Here is a 16,791-nt window from a genome sequence, read left to right as displayed (position 1 = left end):
AGCCAACGTCCAGCCCTGTACGCCCAACGCCCAACCCCATACGCTCAACCCCACATGAACATCGACCTCAAAATCATCGACGCCCGCATGGCCGATCAGCTGCCCGCCTATGCCACGCCTGGCAGTGCCGGGCTGGATTTGCGTGCATGTCTTGACGCTCCTTTGACCCTGCAACCCAACGCTTGGCAATTGGTGCCCACGGGCATTGCGGTGCACCTGAAAGACCCCGGTTATGCGGCCATGCTGTTGCCGCGCTCCGGTTTGGGCCACAAGCACGGCATCGTGCTGGGCAATTTGGTGGGCTTGATTGACAGCGATTACCAAGGCCAGCTCATGGTCAGCGCCTGGAACCGCAGCGATGTGGCCTTCACCATTGAGCCGATGGAGCGCATCGCGCAGATGGTCATCGTGCCGGTGGTGCAGGCCACGTTCAACCTGGTGAGTGAATTTGATGCGCCCAGCGAGCGCGGTGAGGGCGGTTACGGCTCTACCGGCAAACAATAAGGTCGGGGTGAAGAGTCCGACAACGGCTTTTGATGGACCGGTGTATGTCTTAGCGGAAACCGCCGACATGCCTCTGTCGGAATTGTCCTGATGGATCAGTGCAAAGTAGGCCCGGTGGGCAGGCCTTCATCACCAACTTCGATTTTGAAGAACCCGGTGCCGCAGCTGCCGCTGCCCACTTCGGCTTCGGTGGGCTCGCGCACCGATTCCACCTTGAGGCTCAGGCGCAGGGCAATGCCCGACAGCGGGTGGTTACCGTCCAGCACCACATGCTCGGGATAGATTTCGGTCACGGTGTACAGCACATTGCGCGGCGCGTCGGGATGGCATCCTGCGGGCAAGGCGGTTCCTTCAATGGTCAGACCTTCTTCCAAGCCTTCAGGAAACAGCGCAAGCGGTTCCAGAAACAGCAGGTTTTCATCAAAGTCGCCAAAGGCGTCTTCGGGCTCCAGGTGCAGGTCGACCTTGGCGCCTTTTTCGTGGCCTTGCAGGGCTTCTTCGATCTTGGGCAGCAAATCTTTGCCGCCAATGAAAAATTCAACGGGCTCGTCCAGGGTGTCCAGAACTTCGCCCAGCGTGTCTTTGAGTGTCCAGGTCAGTGCGACCACAGAAGGTGTCTTGATTTCCATAGGACAATTGTCGCAGTTTGGCGGCCGGTTTTGGCCGCTTGTGCTTTGAAGAGGCCGCGCATTGTTGGCCTCAAAGGAACCAACCCATGAACACAGAACAACCCTTGGCCCTTTTAGGCGGCCTGACACCCAGCCAATTCATGAAGCGCTATTGGCAGAAAAAGCCTTTGCTGGTGCGCAATGCCATCCCGGGTTTTTCGCCCTGTGTGGGCCGCGCCGAACTGGTGGCTTTGGCGGGCGAGGAGGGGGTTGAGTCGCGCCTGATCATCGACTCGGACAAAGGCTGGAAGATGAAGCATGGCCCTTTGCTCAAGCGCAGCTTGCCGCCTTTCAGTCAGAAAAAATGGACATTTCTGGTGCAAGGCGTGGACTTGCACCACGATGGCGTGCACGCGCTGATGCAGCAGTTTCGCTTTGTGCCCGATGCACGGCTCGATGATGTGATGATCAGTTACGCCACCGACGGTGGTGGCGTGGGGCCGCACTTTGACAGTTACGACGTGTTTTTGCTGCAAGCCCACGGCCAGCGCAAATGGCGCATCGGGCGTCAAAAAGACTTGAGCCTGCAGCCGGGCGTGCCGCTCAAGATTTTGCAAAATTTTGAAGCTGAAGAAGAGTTTGTGCTCAACCCCGGCGACATGCTGTATCTGCCGCCCAAATATGCGCACGACGGCATCGCGCAAGGCGAATGCATGACCTGGTCGATTGGTTTTCGATCACCGCAAGAAGGCGAGTTGGCCCGTGAGTTGCTGCTCGGCTTGGCCGATGAGGCCTTTGATGGTGTGGGCGATGCGCTGTACCGTGACCCGAAGCAGCCTGCTGCCATTGCCCCTGCAGCCATGCCGCCTCAATTGGGTGATTTTGCACGGCAGGCCATCGCCAAGGCTTTGAATAACCCTCATTTGATCGACAGCTTGCTGGGCGAATACCTGACCGAACCCAAGGCACAGGTATGGTTTGACCCTGTAGAGGACGAACCCGACTTGTCGGTTGGCGTGCAATTGGATCGCCGCACCAAAATGATGTACGACGAGCGTCATATTTTCATCAATGGGGAGAGCTTTCGGGTGGCCGGAAAAGATGCGATGAATTTGCGTGCGTTGGCTGATTTGCGAGAACTTTCAGGGCCTGCATGGAGAAGTTTAAGTAAAAATGCCAAAGAGGCTTTGGTCGATTGGGCGCTCGCTGGATGGCTTTACCCGCGACAGAATCATCCACTTTGAGCTTTTTTACGCTTGCTTTGTCAGTTTGGTGAAGGCAAAGGGAAAACAATTAAGGGAAAACGCTATAATCGTAGGCTGAGTACAAAAGAGCTCGAGTGCTTTTGTCTCGGTCCGACATCCCTCAAAAGTTGTTGTGACAATTTCCGGAAATTGTTTTCTCATCCATCCTTACATCAGGAAAATCAAAATGAACAAGTCTCTCGTTCTGGCCGCCATCATCGCCGCTGCAGCTTTGTCCGCTTGCGGCAAAAAAGAAGAAGCTGCTGCTCCTGCAGCCGCACCTGCTGCTGCTGCACCAGCTGCCGCTCCTGCCGCCCCAGCGGCTGATGCCTCTGCTGCTGCTGCACCCGCTGCCGCTCCTGCTGCTGACGCATCTGCAGCCAAGTAATCTGGCTCAGTTTGAGCGCCTGATGTTGAGTCAGGTTGCCCATCAAAAAACCCCGCATTGCGGGGTTTTTTTTGGCTGATTGAATCTTGGCTTATCGCAATTGCGGAGCAATCAAATTCAAAATGCGCTCGGCATCTTCCTTGCTGGCAGGTTTGCCCTCAGAGGTCAGAATGCGAATCACGCTTTGATCTGCTGACAAGCCCGTCACACTGATGCGGTAACGAGCCAAAGTCGAGAGTTCAGTTTTGCTGCTGAAGATCCGACTGAAGAAGCCAGGTTGCTCGGCGGTTTTACCTGCTGCAACGTAGCGAACAAAATACAAGCCATTGGCACGATCGCGGTCTTCCACGGTGAAACCGCTGCGATCAAGCGCAACACCTGTACGACGCCATGCACGGTCAAGGGTGTCAATCAAGGTGATGGACGCTTGGCCCTGGGTCACGCCGATGGTGGCACTTTGGCTGACGGGGTTGGCTGCCGTTGCAGCGGCTTTGGCTGCTTCTGGCGAAGTCCCCAGTTTGACCATCAGTCGACGCAAGAACTCAATCTCCAACTCAGGATCGGAAGCGCGAGGTTGCCAAACTGTCTGGTCTTTTTGGGCGTTGGTGTAATTTTCGGCCATGCCTCGGTGTGTGATGTAAATCTCGACGCCACCTTGCGCGTTGCGCTCGATACGGGTTCTAAACTTGTCACGCTCGCCTGAGGAATACAGTGATTCCAACACTTTCCCCAAGGTTCTTCGGATGAAGTCTTGTGGAATTTTGGCGCGATTTTCAGCCCAATCTGTTTCCATGATGCCCAGTTCAGGCGAGTCAGTGACCAAAGTGAAGCCATTGCTCGACCAAAATTCGCGCAAAGGCTCCCAAAGCTTGTCTGCGGGCATGGCTGCTACCAACCAGCGTTGATTGCCTTGGCGCTCCAGGCGGACATTGCCCAAGGTGTTGGTTGCGGTACCTGAGTCAACGACCCGCGAACCTGCATTTTGGAAACCAGAGGCCGTGGCCGATGTGCTTTCGATGGCGTAACGCGATTCCTTGCGCAATTGCGTCAAATCGGGGGGGACTTCAAGGGTCGGGGCTTTGGCCGCGCTTTTGTAGTTGATCTTGTCCTCTTCGAGTGCCGCACATGCGCTCAGCAAGGCCGCCAAGGACAGGATGCTGGCTGTCCGCTTAAAGGGGATGGAGGAAAGGGTAAGGAAAGGGGTGGTGTTCACAAACATCCTTGAGGTGCTCATCAAATCAGGCCGGCGGCGTGGAGTGCTGCTTCAACCACTGGGTGTTGGGCCGCAGACAGTTCCGTCATGGGCAGGCGCAAAGTCGGGCCGCTCAGCCCCATGCGTTGCATGGCCCATTTGACAGGGATGGGGTTGGCTTCAACAAACAAGTTTTTGTGCACAGGCAGCAGTTGGAACTGGATGCGCATGGCTTCTTTCACATCACCACGGGTTGCGGCCATGCACAGTTTATGCATGAGCTGAGGCGCGACGTTGGCGGTCACGCTGATGTTGCCGGCACCGCCGCACAGCATCAGAGCCACAGCGGTGGCGTCGTCGCCAGAAAACACAGCAAATTCTTTGGGCACTTCACGAATGAGCCACTGGGCACGCTCAATGTTGCTGGTCGCTTCCTTGATGCCGATGATGCCGGGCACCTGGGCCAGTCGCAGCACGGTTTCGTGCTGGAGATCGGCCACGGTGCGGCCTGGCACGTTGTACAAAATCACGGGCAACTCGGGCACAGCCTCGGCGATGGCTTTGAAGTGCTGGTAGAGGCCTTCTTGGGTGGGCTTGTTGTAATAGGGCACCACTTGCAGCTGTGCGTCAGCGCCAACTTTGTGTGCAAATTTGGCCAGATTGATCGCTTCAGCAGTGGAGTTGGCTCCACAACCGGCAATGATCGGGATGCGTTTGGCCGCTTGTTCGACGGAGACACGGATGATTTCACAGTGCTCGTCCACGGTCACAGTGGGCGATTCGCCTGATGTGCCGACCACCACGATGGCGTCTGTGCCTTCGGCAACATGCCAGTCGATCAGTTTTCGCAAAGTGGGGTAGTCCACATTGCCATTGGCAAGCATCGGTGTGATCAGGGCAGGAATGCTGCCACGGATAGGGCGAAATTCGGTGGTCATGTCAGGTGTTTCTGAGCAGGAAAAAAGATCATTCTAACGAGTGCCAGTCACTTGCAGCTTTGCAAACCCTGCACAGGTGCCAAGACATGCCAAGGCGCGAGGCGGGCAGGGTTTCAAGCAGCTTGTAAGGGCCAGCGTTCGATGGCACCGGATGCCCCGGCTCGCACGGCCACAATGCGCTGCACAAAACGGTCTGGCGAAGACTCGAAACCGTCTTCGTAAGCCACTGTGCGCAAGCCAACAGTGGCTTGTAGAAGTTCGCCGGGCTGCAGCAAAAAGTCAGGCCGCGACGGTTTGCCCACGCTTTCGTTGCCTGCCGCAAAGGTTTCGTAAATCAGAACCCCCCCGGGGGCCACAGTGCTCACGAGGGTGGGCAGCAGCGCACGCCACAGGTAATGGGTCACCACCACGCAGCCAAATGTTTGCCCGGCAAAGGGCCATGGGCCGTTTTCAATGTCGGCGCAAATGACCGAGCCACTGGCTTGGGCTATTGCCACCGCTTCGGGGTTGCGGTCCACCCCGGTAACGCGGTGTCCCAGGGCGGACAGATGGCGCATGTGACGACCCGCGCCGCAGGCCACATCGAGCACGGTGCTGCCCGGGGCAATGAGGTGGGACCAGCGTTGGACCCAGGCAGAGGGGTTTTCGGTACCGTGCATGTTCAGTCAAAGGGTAAAGTTAAAAACACGACCACAATTGGTCGGCCAGCATCAGCACCACATCGGGTTGGGCGTACAGCCCGAAGGTGATGGCCAACATCAAGGCTGCGAGCAGCCAAAGGGTGCTTCGGGTGCTCATGCGGTTTGGGGGGATGCACGCACGATGGGGCTCTCACGCACCGGCAAGTTCACCAGCGCAGCCAACACGCCCAGCGCAATGGCCAAGTACCAAACGATGTCGTAGCTGCCGGTCTTGTCGTACAAATAACCACCCAGCCACACGCCCATGAAGGAGCCGATCTGGTGGCCGAAAAAGATGAAACCGCTGAGCATGGACAAATGCGCCACGCCAAAAATGTGCGCCACTGCTGCGTTGGTGGGCGGTACGGTGGACAGCCACAGCAATCCCATCACGGCCGAAAAGATGTAAACGCTGGTGGGCGACAGTGGCACCAGCAAAAACAGCGTGATCGCCACCGAGCGCGAGATGTAAATGGTGGCCAGGATGTGCTTTTTGGGAATTTGTGGGCCCATGGTGCCCGCAATGTAGGTGCCCACCACGTTGAACAGACCAATCAGGGCCAGCGCATAACTGGCCACTTGGGGTGCCATGCCGTGGTCTTTCAGGTAGCTGGGCATGTGCACCCCAATGAACACCACCTGAAAGCCGCACACAAAGTAGCCCGCCATCAGCAGCTGAAAACTTGGGTACTTGAAGGCTTCTTTCAGCGACTGGAGGATGGTCTGCTCACGTTTGACCTGGCCCGCAGCATGCAAAGCCGGCTCGCGCAGCCCCCATGCCAGTGGAATGATCAGCACGGTGGCGGCGGCCAAAATCATCAGGGCGTTTTGCCAACCCGCTTGGCTGATCAGCATGCCTTCCACCGGCACCATCAAAAACTGCCCGAAGCTGCCGGCCGCTGCCGCAATGCCCATGGCCCATGAACGACGCTCGGCCGGCACATTGCGCCCGATCACGCCATAAATCACGGCGTAGGTGGTGCCCGCCTGCGCAGTGCCGATGATGACGCCTGTGAAGAGCGCAAACATCCAGGGCGTTTGGGCCTGGGCCATGCCCATGAGCCCCAATCCATAGAGCAAGGCCCCGGCCGTGATGACGCGGAATGCGCCAAACTTGTCGGCCAGCATCCCTGCAAAAATACCCATAAAACCCCAGGCCAAATTCTGGATGGCCATGGCAAAGCCAAATTCTTGGCGGCCCCAGCCTTGAGTTTGGGTGATGGGCTGAAGCCACAGGCCAAAGCCGTGGCGAATGCCCATGGAGAGGGTGACGATGGCCGCGCCGCAAATCAGCACCTGGGTCAGTGAAAGGGGTTTGTGTTGCATCCCCCGACTTTAACCAATCTCCTTGGCGTTCCCGGTAGCAAGTCAAAACCACTGTCTATGCATCCAGTAAGCTTGCACAAATCCCACTACAATCCGCCACCATGGCCACCCAAACAACTGTCAAAACCTCCAGCGAATACTCCGAAGGCTCGATTCGAGTTCTCAAAGGTCTGGAGCCCGTCAAGCAACGCCCGGGCATGTACACCCGCACCGACAACCCCCTGCACATCATTCAAGAGGTGCTGGACAACGCCGCCGACGAGGCGCTGGCGGGTTACGGCAAAAAGATCAAGGTCATCCTGCACTTGGATGGCTCTGTCAGCATCGAAGACGATGGTCGGGGCATCCCCTTTGGCATGCACCCCGAAGAAAAAGCCCCCGTGATCGAACTGGTCTTCACCCGCTTGCATGCGGGCGGCAAGTTCGACAAGGGCAAGGGCGGCGCCTACAGCTTCTCGGGCGGCCTGCACGGCGTGGGTGTGTCGGTGACCAACGCGCTGTCCAAACGGCTAGAAGCCACCAGTTACCGCGAAGGTCAAGTGGCCACCTTGGTGTTTTCGGGCGGCGACGTGACCGAGCCGCTGGTGAGCCGAGCCACAGGCGCGGGTGACCGCAAACAAGGCACGACCGTTCGTGCGTGGCCCGACGCCAAATACTTTGAGTCCAGCAACCTGCCCATGAACGAGCTGACGCACCTGCTGCGCAGCAAAGCCGTGCTCATGCCGGGCGTAACGGTGACCTTGGTCAACGAGAAAACCAAAGAAACCCAGCAATGGCAATTCAAGGCGGGCTTGCGCGACTACCTGACGCAAACGCTCAACGGTGAGCCCGTCATCCCGCTGTTTGAAGGCGAAGGCTTTGCCGACGGCAACAACGACAGCTTTGCCGAAGGCGAGGGCGCCTCGTGGGCCGTGGCCTTTACGGAAGACGGTGCGCCGGTGCGTGAAAGCTACGTCAACCTGATACCCACCAGCGCAGGCGGCACGCACGACAGCGGCTTGCGCGACGGCCTGTTCACCGCCGTCAAAAGCTTCATCGAGCTGCATGGCTTGTTGCCCAAGGGCGTCAAGCTCATGCCCGAAGACGTGTTTGCCCGCGCCAGCTACGTGCTGAGCGCCAAAGTGCTGGACCCCCAGTTTCAGGGCCAGATCAAGGAACGCCTGAACTCGCGCGACGCGGTGCGTTTGGTGTCGAGCTTTGTGCGCCCGGCTTTGGAGTTATGGCTGAACGAGCATGTGGACTACGGCAAAAAACTGGCCGAGCTGGCCATCAAGGCCGCACAAACCCGCCAAAAAGCGGGCCAAAAAGTTGAAAAGCGCAAGAGTTCGGGTGTGGCCGTGCTGCCCGGCAAGCTGACCGACTGCGAAAGCAAGGACATCCTGCACAACGAGGTGTTTTTGGTCGAGGGCGACTCGGCCGGAGGCAGCGCCAAAATGGGCCGCAACAAAGAAAGCCAGGCCATCTTGCCCCTGCGCGGCAAGGTGCTCAACACCTGGGAAGTCGACCGCGACCGCTTGTTTGCCAACAACGAAATCCATGACATCTCGGTGGCCATTGGCGTGGACCCGCACGGTCCGAACGACAACCCCGACATGAGCAACCTGCGCTACGGCAAGGTCTGCATCTTGTCCGACGCGGACGTGGACGGCTCGCACATTCAGGTGCTGCTGCTCACGCTGTTCTTCCGCCATTTCCCCAAGCTCATCGAAACCGGTCATTTGTATGTGGCCAGGCCCCCGTTGTTCCGGGTGGATGCACCTGCACGCGGCAAAAAGCCGGCGTCCAAAGCCTATGCGCTGGACGAGGGCGAGCTCACCGCCATCATCGACAAGCTGCGCAAAGACGGCGTGAAAGAAGGCGGCTGGAGCATCAGCCGATTCAAGGGCTTGGGCGAGATGAGCGCCGAGCAGCTGTGGGACACCACGCTCAACCCCGACACGCGCCGCCTGCTGCCCATCGAGTTGGGCCCGCTGGACAACGCCGGCACCGAAAACCTCATGACCCAACTCATGGGCAAAGGCGAAGCCGCCGCCCGCCGCGAGCTGATGGAGCTGCATGGTGACTCGATTGAGATCGATGTGTAAATCGGTGTTAATTCTTACCAGGTAATACAATGCAATGGTGCTTTCACCCGCACCCAGATCAACCCGGAGGTCCACCATGCTTTCCACACTGACAAGCAAAGGCCAAGTCACCATTCCGCAAGCTCTGCGCCAGCAACTGGGCTTGATGCCGGGGCAAGCGGTGACGTTTGACCTCAGCGCCGACGCCACTTGTATCACCTTGCGCCCCGCAGTCCCTGCCAAAAAGTCGCCCCAACCCGGTTTTGGCATGGTCAAAGTCAAGGGGCCGCACGTGGCAGCCGATTGGGATGCTGCCCAAGCGCTCAAGCCATGAAGCAACGCACCTCGCAGCTGACGGCGTTGGACACCAATGTGTTGGCGCGTTACTACGTGCAGGCCGAGCAAACCGATGCCGCCACGGCGCTCCAATGTGAGCATGCCCGTGCCTTGCTCGAGAGTGGCAAACCCCTCTTCGTGGCCACCACCGTGGCCTTGGCGTTGGAGTGGGTTTTGCGTGGGTTCTACAAACTGGAGGCACGCACGGTGGCCAAGGTGTTCAACCACTTGCTCAGCATGCCCCAGGTGCAAATGCAAGACCGCCAAGCCTTGCAAAGTGCCTGCAATGCCTTGAGCCAAGGTTTCGACTTTGCCGATGCCTTGCACCACGCCAGCAGCCGACATTGCGATGTGCTGGTCACCTTTGATGCCAAAGGCTTTGCCAAGCGGGCCACTGCAAAAGGTTGGGTGCCCAAGGTGCTCGTTCCCTAAACCCTGAGCTTCAATCGCCCATGACTTTGGCATACCAACTGCGCATTGAATTGCGCGATTTCAAACCTGCTATTTACCGCGATGTGCTGGTCGATCCGGCCACGCCTTTGCCCAAGTTTCACAAACTGATCCAGGCCGCCATGGGCTGGGAAGATGTGCACATGCATGGTTTTGCTGTGCCTCTGAAAAGCGAACGCTATTACAGGGTGCAGGCCAACCGCCGCTTTGAAAAGCCCTATGCCGACAACTGGGGCGAACCGTCCAACAACGAATCACGTTTCAAACTTCAAGACGTGATGGCCGCACCCAAAGACAAACTGCTTTATTTGTATGACTTTGGCGACGACTGGGAGCACGTCATCACCCTCAAGGCAGTGGTGGAGACCGACACCCCGCTGCCGCACTTGCTCAAAGCGCAAAACGGTTGCCCACCCGAAGACTGCGGTGGCCCTGGTGGGGCAGAGTACTGGGCCGGTGTCTGGTACGACAAAGCCCACGCAGAGCACGCTGTGGCGCTGGACATGTTTGGTGAGCATGAACCCGGCTGGCTGGACTTTGAGGCACTGCAAAAAGCGGTGACCAAGTTGCAGCCCAAATCGCGCCGAGTCAAATGAATTTGCACACTCAGGCATCCCAAGCTGTCAAACTGTTTGAGTCCACCTGCGTGCGCTCGCATGGGGATGCCGCGCAAGAGAAGTGGTATTGCTCTGTGGTGGATGTGGTGCAGGTGCTGACCCACAACATTCACCAAGAGTGGACGGGTTTGAGCGTGCAGGCGCACAAGTGATGGGCAGTCACTTTTTACCACCCGGCAAATCAAAGCCCGCACAACCCCCCGCCACACCCCAACGCAAAACCAATAATTCGCAGAAAAAAATGACCGATTTGCTGACCCCTGAAGCTTCACTTCAACCCGCCGCCCCCGAAGGTGACCACCTGGGCGCCTACGCCCAGCGGGCCTATTTGGAATACGCATTGAGCGTCGTTAAAGGCCGTGCCTTGCCCGATGTGTGTGACGGCCAAAAGCCGGTGCAGCGCCGCATTTTGTACTCGATGGACCGCATGGGTTTGTCGTACAGCGGCCCGAACAACAACACCGCCGCCAAGCCCGTTAAAAGCGCCCGTGTGGTGGGCGATGTGCTAGGTCGTTACCACCCGCACGGCGACACGGCGGCGTATGACGCCCTGGTGCGCATGGCGCAGGACTTTTCGCAGCGCTACCCGCTGATCGACGGCCAGGGCAATTTTGGCTCGCGCGACGGCGACGGCGCGGCCGCCATGCGTTACACCGAAGCGCGGCTGTCGCGCATCACCAGCTTGCTGCTCGACGAGATCGACATGGGCACGGTGGACTTCATCCCCAACTACGACGGCTCCACCGAAGAGCCGCGCCAGCTGCCCGCCCGCTTGCCGTTCAGTTTGCTGAATGGCGCCAGCGGCATTGCCGTGGGCCTGGCCACCGAGATTCCCAGCCACAATCTGCGCGAAGTGGCCGACGCCTGCGTGGCCTTGATCAAAAACGACAAGCTGAGCGACAGCGAGTTGATGGCCATCATCCCTGGCCCCGACTACCCCGGTGGCGGCCAGATCATCAGCCCGGCCAGCGACATCGCCGACGCCTACCGGACGGGACGCGGCAGCCTCAAAGTGCGCGCCCGCTGGAAGATCGAAGAACTCGCCCGTGGCCAATGGCAGCTGGTGGTGACCGAGTTGCCGCAAGGCGTCAGCTCGCAGCGCGTGCTCGAAGAGATCGAAGAACTCACCAACCCCAAAGTCAAAGCCGGTAAAAAAGCGCTCAGCACCGACCAGATGCAGCTCAAGGCCAGCATGCTGGCTGTGCTGGATGTGGTGCGTGACGAATCGAGCAAAGACGCCGCCGTGCGCCTGGTGTTCGAGCCCAAGACCAGCCGCATCGAACAGAGCGAACTCATCACCGCCTTGCTGGCCCACACCAGCCTCGAAACGTCTGCGCCCATCAACATGACTTCGGTGGGCATTGACGGCAAGCCGATTCAAAAGTCGCTGCGCCAGATGCTGGTCGAGTGGATCAGCTTCCGCCAGACCACCATCACCCGGCGCAGCCAGCACCGCTTGAACAAAGTGCTGGACCGCATCCATATCTTGGAAGGCCGCCAGCTGGTGCTGCTGAACATCGACGAGGTGATCCGCATCATTCGCCACAGCGACGAGCCCAAGCCCGCGCTGATCGAAGCCTTCAAGCTCAGCGACCGCCAAGCCGAAGACATCCTGGAGATTCGCCTGCGCCAACTGGCCCGACTCGAAGCCATCAAGATCGAGCAAGAACTGACCGAGCTGCGGGGTGAGCAAGGCAAGCTCGAAGAAATTTTGGGCAGCCCCGCCGCACTGCGCCGCCTGATGATCAAGGAGATCGAAGCCGACGCCAAAACCTTTGCCGACCCACGCCGCACCCTGATCCAGGAAGAGAAAAAAGCCGTGGCCGAAGTCAAGGTTGTGGACGAGCCGGTGACGGTGGTCGTGTCGGAAAAAGGCTGGGTGCGTGCCCGCACGGGCCATGGCCACGACGCCACCAGCTTCGCCTTCAAGGCGGGCGACGGCCTGTATGGCACCTTTGAGTGCCGCACGGTGGACACGCTGCTGATCTTTGGCACGGCCAAAAATGGGACAGGCCGCATCTACAGCGTGCCCGTGGCCACCTTGCCCGGCGCACGCGGCGATGGCCAGCCGATCACCACCCTCATCGATCTGGAAACCAGCACGCAACCCGCCCACTACTTTGCAGGCCCGGCCCACGCCACGCTGCTGCTCAGCGGCTCTGGCGGCTATGGCTTCATGGCCTCGGTCGAGAACATGATTTCGCGCAACAAAGCGGGCAAGGCCTTCATCAGCCTGGGCGAGGGCGAAACCGTCTGCGCCCCCAGCCATGTGAGCGGCTCCAGCGCCACCGTGCCTGCCGACAAACAAGCCATGCCAGCCGCCACCAGCGTCTGCTGCGCCAGCACAGGCGGTCGCGTGCTGACCTTTGAGATCAGCGAACTCAAGACCATGGAAAAAGGGGGCCGTGGCCTGATGCTCATCGACCTGGAAGCCAAAGACACCCTCGCGGGCGCAGCGGCTTACACCCGCAGCGTCAAGATCGCCGGCATTGGCCGAGGCGGCAAAGAGCGCGAAGAAACGCTGGAAATCCGTAGCCTGAACAACGCCAAAACCGCTCGCGCCAAAAAAGGCAAAGTGGCGGACTTGGGCTTCAAGCCGAACCGGGTGACGCGGGTGGAGTGATCCGGGCGCAGTGATGCTTTTTTAAGCACACCCCGCCAGCCCTTGCGGGGCGGGGCTTTGGCGGCTTGTCCCTGCACTTGTCCACAGCTTTGGGCACGGTGTTTGGGGACAGTTCTTTGCAGGGGGGCATCTTTCGGGTGCCAACCTTGACCAGCGCAAAAATGTCAATTGACCATGACCAATTTGCCTTTGACACTGCGCGATCCCATCAGGGTGTAAGCTGCCTTGAGTTCGCTCATGGGCAAGGTCCGATCCAAGACAGGTTTGATTTTTCCTTGGGCGTACCATTGACTCAACTCGGCCATCATTGCCACATTGGCTTGGGGTTCGCGTCGGGCGAAATCACCCCAAAAAACACCAACCAGTGATGCGCCTTTGAGCAAAGGCAGATTCAAGGGCAATGATGGGATGGGCCCCCCCGCAAACCCTACAACCAGATAACGACCACGCCACGCAATTGAGCGAAAAGCGGGTTCTGCCAGTTCTCCCCCGACAGGGTCGTAAATCACATCTGGCCCGCGTCCTTGAGTGAGTTCTTTCAAGGCTTCACGCAAGTTTTGTTGGCTGTAATTGATGGTCTCGTCTGCCCCTAATGAGGTGCACAAAGCGCATTTTTCGTCGGTGGACGCCGCCGCAATGACTTTGGCCCCCATGGCTTTTGCAATCTGAATGGCCGCAGTGCCAACGCCACCTGCGGCACCCAAAATCAAAACGGTTTCGCCTGCTTTCAGCTGCGCACGGTCGACCAAGGCGTGGTGCGAGGTGGCATAGGTCATGATGAATGCAGCCCCATCCGTGGCCGAAAACCCATCCGGTAAGGGCAGGCATAACTTTGCCGGTGCCAATGTGTGTGTGGCAAAGCCTCCGGTGCCTGATAAACAGGCAACCGACTGACCTACAACAAGATGCTTGACCCCTTCGCCTACAGCCTCAATGGTGCCCGCATACTCCGAACCCGGTACAAACGGAAGTTCGGGCTTCATTTGGTATTTGTTCTGCACAATCAAGAGGTCTGGAAAATTCAGGCTTGCTGCTTGAATTTGAATCAGCACCTGGCCTGGGCCCGGTTGCGGTGTGGGCAGCTCTTTCCAGTTCAGGGCATCGACTCCCACAGGGTTTTCACAAAGCCATGCTTGCATTCAATCTCTCCAGATCATCAAGTTCAACAAAGCATTTGATCTTAGGGAATGGAGCGTATCGTTTCGTGTCCCCCGAGCGACCCCGAGGTGAAGCACCCTGTCAAACGCCAATTGGCGACCGATGGCTGCAGCAGGCCTACAATGGTTCAACCTCAAAAAATTCACATGAAAATTCTGATTTCAAACGACGATGGTTTCCGAGCCGAAGGCATTGTGGCTTTGTACGAATCCTTGAAAAAAATAGCAGATGTTGAGGTTGTTGCGCCTGAACACAACAACAGTGCCAAATCAAATGCTTTGACTTTGCACACCCCTCTTTACGTGAACCGCGCTGAAAATGGCTTCAGATACGTCAATGGCACACCTGCAGACTGTGTGCACATTGCTTTGACGGGCCTGTTGGGTTACAAGCCTGATCTGGTGATCTCGGGCATCAACAATGGTGCAAATATGGGGGACGACACGATTTATTCAGGAACGGTGGGCGCAGCCATGGAGGCTTACCTATTTGGTATTCCGGCGATGGCTGTTTCGCAAATCAACAAAGGCTGGGAGCATTTGAGTGCGGCCGCCCAGACTGTTCAAAACATGGTCCAGAAAATGATGATGGGGGCGCTGCTTGACCAGCAGCCTTGGCTCTTGAATGTGAACATTCCCAACTTGCCATTTGAACAAATCAAGCCCCCCATTGTTTGCCGATTGGGGCGAAGGCATGCTGCCGAGCCCGTGATCACACAAGTCGATCCTCGTGGTCAAACAATGTACTGGATTGGCAATGCCGGTCCGGCCATGGATGACAGTGAAGGAACAGATTTTCATTCCGCTCAATTGGGCCATGTGGTCGTCACGCCCCTGAAAGTGGACCTGAGTGACCATGACAACTTGTCTTCTTGGTCGCAATCGTGCAAAGACATTTTTCACCGGACATCCGCATGAAAGAGCGCCCGGGTTTCCCCGCCAAGTGGCGATCTTCGGGCGGCGCAGAGCCAGATCATGGGCGTGCAGTGCAGTCCAAGTTGGGTGCAGGCCAGCCGGAGCGCAATCTGAGTTTAAGGACGGGGGCAATGACCCCGAATGTTCGCACTCAGTCGATGACTTACGCCCCCCATGGACTGCCCGTGACGACCGGTTTAGGGCTGGATTCAAGCGCAGTGCGCGCGCGGATGGTGAGTAAATTGGCAGAGCAGGGCCTGCAAGACCCTTGGGTATTGCAGGCCCTGGGGCGGGTTGATCGCCATCTATTTGTGGCGTCAGCATTGGCCAACCAAGCCTACGAGGACACCAGTTTGCCCATTGGTTTTGGGCAAACGATTTCCAAGCCCAATGTGGTTGCTCGCATGATCGAGTTGTTGCGTCATGGTGCAAACGGACGTCTGGGTCGTGTGCTGGAAATTGGAACGGGTTGTGGTTATCAGGCCGCAGTCCTGAGCCACATGGCCAGCGAGGTTTACAGCATCGAGCGTGTCCGAGGTTTGCATGAACAAGCCAAAGAGCATTTACGGCCCTTTCGTCTGCCCAATGTTCACTTGATCTTCGGTGATGGCATGCAAGGCTATCCCAAGGGGGCACCCTATGCGGGGATTATTTCTGCGGCAGGTGGTGACCAAGTGCCTGCGGCATGGCTGGATCAGTTGGCTGTTGGTGCTCGATTGGTGGCCCCAACCATGACGCCCGCGGGTCACCAGGCATTGCTGGTCGTTGAGAAAACGGCTTCAGGCTACGAACGGCAGGTTTTGGAAGCTGTTCACTTTGTTCCTCTAAAATCAGGGGTCGAATAAATGATTGAGCTCGGATGATATTCAACGCCTTACCCCGTCGATTTTGGACTTGTCTGACCGCTTTGATTTTGGTCGGATGCTCTGCTTCACCACGCGCACCTGCGCCAGTGGAAGACCGCATGCAGGGCGTCACTGTCAGGAGTGCCCCCGTTCCTGCGCTTATTGCGTCGACTTTGCCCGGTGCTGAAAATGCGGGCAAACCGGGGTACTACACCGTACAAAAAGGGGACACCCTGACACGGGTTGCCTTGGACCATGGTCAGTCATGGCGCGATTTGGTGCGTTGGAACAGTTTGTCCAATGCCCACCTGATCGAGGTGGGCCAGGTTTTGCGTGTCCTGCCGCCAGGGGCTTCTGTGGAAGCCAAAGGTGTTGTTGTCCAACCGATTGGCGGCAGTGCCGAGGTGGTGGCCAGCAAACCTGCTGCTTCCCCGCCTTTGCCAGTTGCAGGCACCTCTACAACAACGGGCAATGACGATGGGCTGGGGTTCATCTGGCCCGCCAGTGGAAATTTACTCGCTGGTTTTGATGATGTGAAAAACAAGGGTCTTGACATTGGCGGCAAAGCGGGCGATCCGGTTTTGGCCGCCGCAGACGGCCATGTTGTGTATGCAGGTGCGGGTTTGCGAGGTTACGGCAACTTGATCATCTTGAAGCACAACAACATTTTTTTGAGTGCATACGCTCACAATCAAATTTTGTTGGTCAAGGAAGATCAAAAGGTCAATAAAGGGCAAAAAATCGCCGAAATGGGCAAAACCGATGCTGACCGCGTCAAACTCCATTTCGAGATTCGCCGCCAAGGAAAACCTGTCGATCCAGCCAAGTATTTGCCCAGTCGCTGAAGCGTCCATGCATTGACCCGCCAACAGAAGAAAGTCTTCGCCCCGGTAGCGGCATTGATG

At 57.9% G+C, this 16,791-nt stretch carries 18 protein-coding genes; 12 read left to right on the top strand and 6 right to left on the bottom strand.

Going from position 1 to position 16,791, the window contains the following annotated elements:
- Window positions 1–54: 54 nt before the first annotated feature.
- On the top strand, window positions 55–504 hold the full coding sequence (gene dut / locus B9Z48_RS08010; protein WP_089961033.1) for a dUTP diphosphatase: 450 nt from the start codon (window positions 55–57) through the stop codon (window positions 502–504).
- A gap of 95 nt (window positions 505–599) precedes the next feature.
- Here the strand turns inward: dut and B9Z48_RS08005 are convergent, their stop codons facing one another.
- On the bottom strand, window positions 600–1,133 hold the full coding sequence (locus B9Z48_RS08005; RefSeq protein WP_089961029.1) for a peptidylprolyl isomerase: 534 nt from the start codon (window positions 1,131–1,133) through the stop codon (window positions 600–602).
- A gap of 86 nt (window positions 1,134–1,219) precedes the next feature.
- Here B9Z48_RS08005 and B9Z48_RS08000 point away from each other — a divergent pair, with 86 nt between their 5' ends.
- On the top strand, window positions 1,220–2,356 hold the full coding sequence (locus B9Z48_RS08000; protein WP_108377806.1) for a cupin domain-containing protein: 1,137 nt from the start codon (window positions 1,220–1,222) through the stop codon (window positions 2,354–2,356).
- A gap of 187 nt (window positions 2,357–2,543) precedes the next feature.
- A complete protein-coding gene (locus B9Z48_RS07995) occupies window positions 2,544–2,744 on the top strand; it encodes a hypothetical protein (protein ID WP_089961026.1) in 201 nt (66 codons plus the stop codon).
- 91 nt (window positions 2,745–2,835) lie between these two features.
- Here the strand turns inward: B9Z48_RS07995 and bamC are convergent, their stop codons facing one another.
- From bamC to B9Z48_RS07975, 4 genes are all read right to left on the bottom strand, one after another.
- Window positions 2,836–3,957 (bottom strand): outer membrane protein assembly factor BamC, encoded by a 1,122-nt coding sequence (gene bamC, locus B9Z48_RS07990; RefSeq protein WP_233261054.1) that lies wholly within the window; start codon window positions 3,955–3,957, stop codon window positions 2,836–2,838.
- A 20-nt stretch (window positions 3,958–3,977) separates the two neighbouring features.
- Window positions 3,978–4,874, bottom strand: a complete 897-nt coding sequence (dapA, locus tag B9Z48_RS07985) for a 4-hydroxy-tetrahydrodipicolinate synthase (protein WP_108377757.1) — start codon at window positions 4,872–4,874, stop codon at window positions 3,978–3,980.
- Between the two features lie 113 nt (window positions 4,875–4,987).
- Entirely contained in the window at window positions 4,988–5,533 is a 546-nt protein-coding gene (locus B9Z48_RS07980) for a bifunctional 2-polyprenyl-6-hydroxyphenol methylase/3-demethylubiquinol 3-O-methyltransferase UbiG (RefSeq protein WP_089961014.1), read from the bottom strand.
- A 135-nt stretch (window positions 5,534–5,668) separates the two neighbouring features.
- On the bottom strand, window positions 5,669–6,880 hold the full coding sequence (locus B9Z48_RS07975; protein ID WP_089961012.1) for an MFS transporter: 1,212 nt from the start codon (window positions 6,878–6,880) through the stop codon (window positions 5,669–5,671).
- A 101-nt stretch (window positions 6,881–6,981) separates the two neighbouring features.
- Here B9Z48_RS07975 and B9Z48_RS07970 point away from each other — a divergent pair, with 101 nt between their 5' ends.
- From B9Z48_RS07970 to parC, 6 genes are all read left to right on the top strand, one after another.
- Window positions 6,982–8,964 carry a DNA topoisomerase IV subunit B gene (locus B9Z48_RS07970; RefSeq protein ID WP_108377756.1) on the top strand — a complete coding sequence of 661 codons (1,983 nt, stop codon included), beginning with the start codon at window positions 6,982–6,984 and terminating at the stop codon, window positions 8,962–8,964.
- Between the two features lie 76 nt (window positions 8,965–9,040).
- Window positions 9,041–9,277, top strand: coding sequence for an AbrB/MazE/SpoVT family DNA-binding domain-containing protein (locus tag B9Z48_RS07965; protein ID WP_108377755.1), 237 nt, complete (start codon window positions 9,041–9,043; stop codon window positions 9,275–9,277).
- A complete protein-coding gene (locus tag B9Z48_RS07960) occupies window positions 9,274–9,711 on the top strand; it encodes a type II toxin-antitoxin system VapC family toxin (protein WP_108377754.1) in 438 nt (145 codons plus the stop codon). The genes B9Z48_RS07965 and B9Z48_RS07960 overlap by 4 nt, the downstream gene beginning before the upstream one ends.
- A gap of 20 nt (window positions 9,712–9,731) precedes the next feature.
- Window positions 9,732–10,325, top strand: coding sequence for a plasmid pRiA4b ORF-3 family protein (locus B9Z48_RS07955; RefSeq protein ID WP_108377753.1), 594 nt, complete (start codon window positions 9,732–9,734; stop codon window positions 10,323–10,325).
- Window positions 10,322–10,498: a hypothetical protein gene (locus B9Z48_RS21545; protein ID WP_158273235.1), complete on the top strand. Its 177-nt coding sequence runs from the start codon at window positions 10,322–10,324 to the stop codon at window positions 10,496–10,498. The genes B9Z48_RS07955 and B9Z48_RS21545 overlap by 4 nt, the downstream gene beginning before the upstream one ends.
- Window positions 10,499–10,587: 89 nt before the next feature.
- Complete coding sequence (parC, locus tag B9Z48_RS07950; protein ID WP_108377805.1) at window positions 10,588–12,969, top strand: DNA topoisomerase IV subunit A; 2,382 nt, start codon at window positions 10,588–10,590, stop codon at window positions 12,967–12,969.
- 164 nt (window positions 12,970–13,133) lie between these two features.
- Here parC and B9Z48_RS07945 read toward each other — a convergent pair whose 3' ends face one another.
- The gene (locus tag B9Z48_RS07945; protein WP_108377752.1) at window positions 13,134–14,108 is read right to left on the bottom strand and encodes an NADPH:quinone oxidoreductase family protein; all 975 of its coding nucleotides are present in this window, start codon (window positions 14,106–14,108) and stop codon (window positions 13,134–13,136) included.
- A gap of 165 nt (window positions 14,109–14,273) precedes the next feature.
- Here B9Z48_RS07945 and surE point away from each other — a divergent pair, with 165 nt between their 5' ends.
- From surE to B9Z48_RS07930, 3 genes are all read left to right on the top strand, one after another.
- A complete protein-coding gene (surE, locus tag B9Z48_RS07940) occupies window positions 14,274–15,044 on the top strand; it encodes a 5'/3'-nucleotidase SurE (protein WP_108377804.1) in 771 nt (256 codons plus the stop codon).
- Between the two features lie 155 nt (window positions 15,045–15,199).
- On the top strand, window positions 15,200–15,886 hold the full coding sequence (locus tag B9Z48_RS07935) for a protein-L-isoaspartate(D-aspartate) O-methyltransferase (protein ID WP_228769316.1): 687 nt from the start codon (window positions 15,200–15,202) through the stop codon (window positions 15,884–15,886).
- Window positions 15,887–16,005: 119 nt separating this feature from the next.
- Complete coding sequence (locus B9Z48_RS07930) at window positions 16,006–16,731, top strand: peptidoglycan DD-metalloendopeptidase family protein (RefSeq protein WP_233261053.1); 726 nt, start codon at window positions 16,006–16,008, stop codon at window positions 16,729–16,731.
- The last annotated feature ends 60 nt before the right edge of the window (window positions 16,732–16,791 follow it).

It is taken from the genome of Limnohabitans sp. WS1 (genome assembly GCF_003063265.1).
In the GTDB taxonomy this organism is placed as follows: domain Bacteria; phylum Pseudomonadota; class Gammaproteobacteria; order Burkholderiales; family Burkholderiaceae_C; genus Limnohabitans_A.
Note: the sequence above shows the minus strand (reverse complement) of the source record. Positions and strands in the feature narration are given on the sequence as shown.

Excerpts from the sequence above, each read along its gene's own strand:
- dut (WP_089961033.1), top strand. The coding sequence starts at position 55 with ATGAACATCGACCTCAAAATCATCGACGCCCGCATGGCCGATCAGCTG.
- B9Z48_RS07960 (WP_108377754.1), top strand. The coding sequence starts at position 9,274 with ATGAAGCAACGCACCTCGCAGCTGACGGCGTTGGACACCAATGTGTTG.
- B9Z48_RS07930 (WP_233261053.1), top strand. The coding sequence starts at position 16,006 with ATGCAGGGCGTCACTGTCAGGAGTGCCCCCGTTCCTGCGCTTATTGCG.
- B9Z48_RS07965 (WP_108377755.1), top strand. The coding sequence starts at position 9,041 with ATGCTTTCCACACTGACAAGCAAAGGCCAAGTCACCATTCCGCAAGCT.
- B9Z48_RS07955 (WP_108377753.1), top strand. The coding sequence starts at position 9,732 with ATGACTTTGGCATACCAACTGCGCATTGAATTGCGCGATTTCAAACCT.
- B9Z48_RS07975 (WP_089961012.1), bottom strand. The coding sequence starts at position 6,880 with ATGCAACACAAACCCCTTTCACTGACCCAGGTGCTGATTTGCGGCGCG.
- B9Z48_RS08005 (WP_089961029.1), bottom strand. The coding sequence starts at position 1,133 with ATGGAAATCAAGACACCTTCTGTGGTCGCACTGACCTGGACACTCAAA.
- B9Z48_RS07945 (WP_108377752.1), bottom strand. The coding sequence starts at position 14,108 with ATGCAAGCATGGCTTTGTGAAAACCCTGTGGGAGTCGATGCCCTGAAC.
- B9Z48_RS21545 (WP_158273235.1), top strand. The coding sequence starts at position 10,322 with ATGAATTTGCACACTCAGGCATCCCAAGCTGTCAAACTGTTTGAGTCC.
- B9Z48_RS07995 (WP_089961026.1), top strand. The coding sequence starts at position 2,544 with ATGAACAAGTCTCTCGTTCTGGCCGCCATCATCGCCGCTGCAGCTTTG.
- B9Z48_RS07980 (WP_089961014.1), bottom strand. The coding sequence starts at position 5,533 with ATGCACGGTACCGAAAACCCCTCTGCCTGGGTCCAACGCTGGTCCCAC.
- surE (WP_108377804.1), top strand. The coding sequence starts at position 14,274 with ATGAAAATTCTGATTTCAAACGACGATGGTTTCCGAGCCGAAGGCATT.
- dapA (WP_108377757.1), bottom strand. The coding sequence starts at position 4,874 with ATGACCACCGAATTTCGCCCTATCCGTGGCAGCATTCCTGCCCTGATC.
- B9Z48_RS07935 (WP_228769316.1), top strand. The coding sequence starts at position 15,200 with ATGACTTACGCCCCCCATGGACTGCCCGTGACGACCGGTTTAGGGCTG.
- B9Z48_RS07970 (WP_108377756.1), top strand. The coding sequence starts at position 6,982 with ATGGCCACCCAAACAACTGTCAAAACCTCCAGCGAATACTCCGAAGGC.
- B9Z48_RS08000 (WP_108377806.1), top strand. The coding sequence starts at position 1,220 with ATGAACACAGAACAACCCTTGGCCCTTTTAGGCGGCCTGACACCCAGC.
- parC (WP_108377805.1), top strand. The coding sequence starts at position 10,588 with ATGACCGATTTGCTGACCCCTGAAGCTTCACTTCAACCCGCCGCCCCC.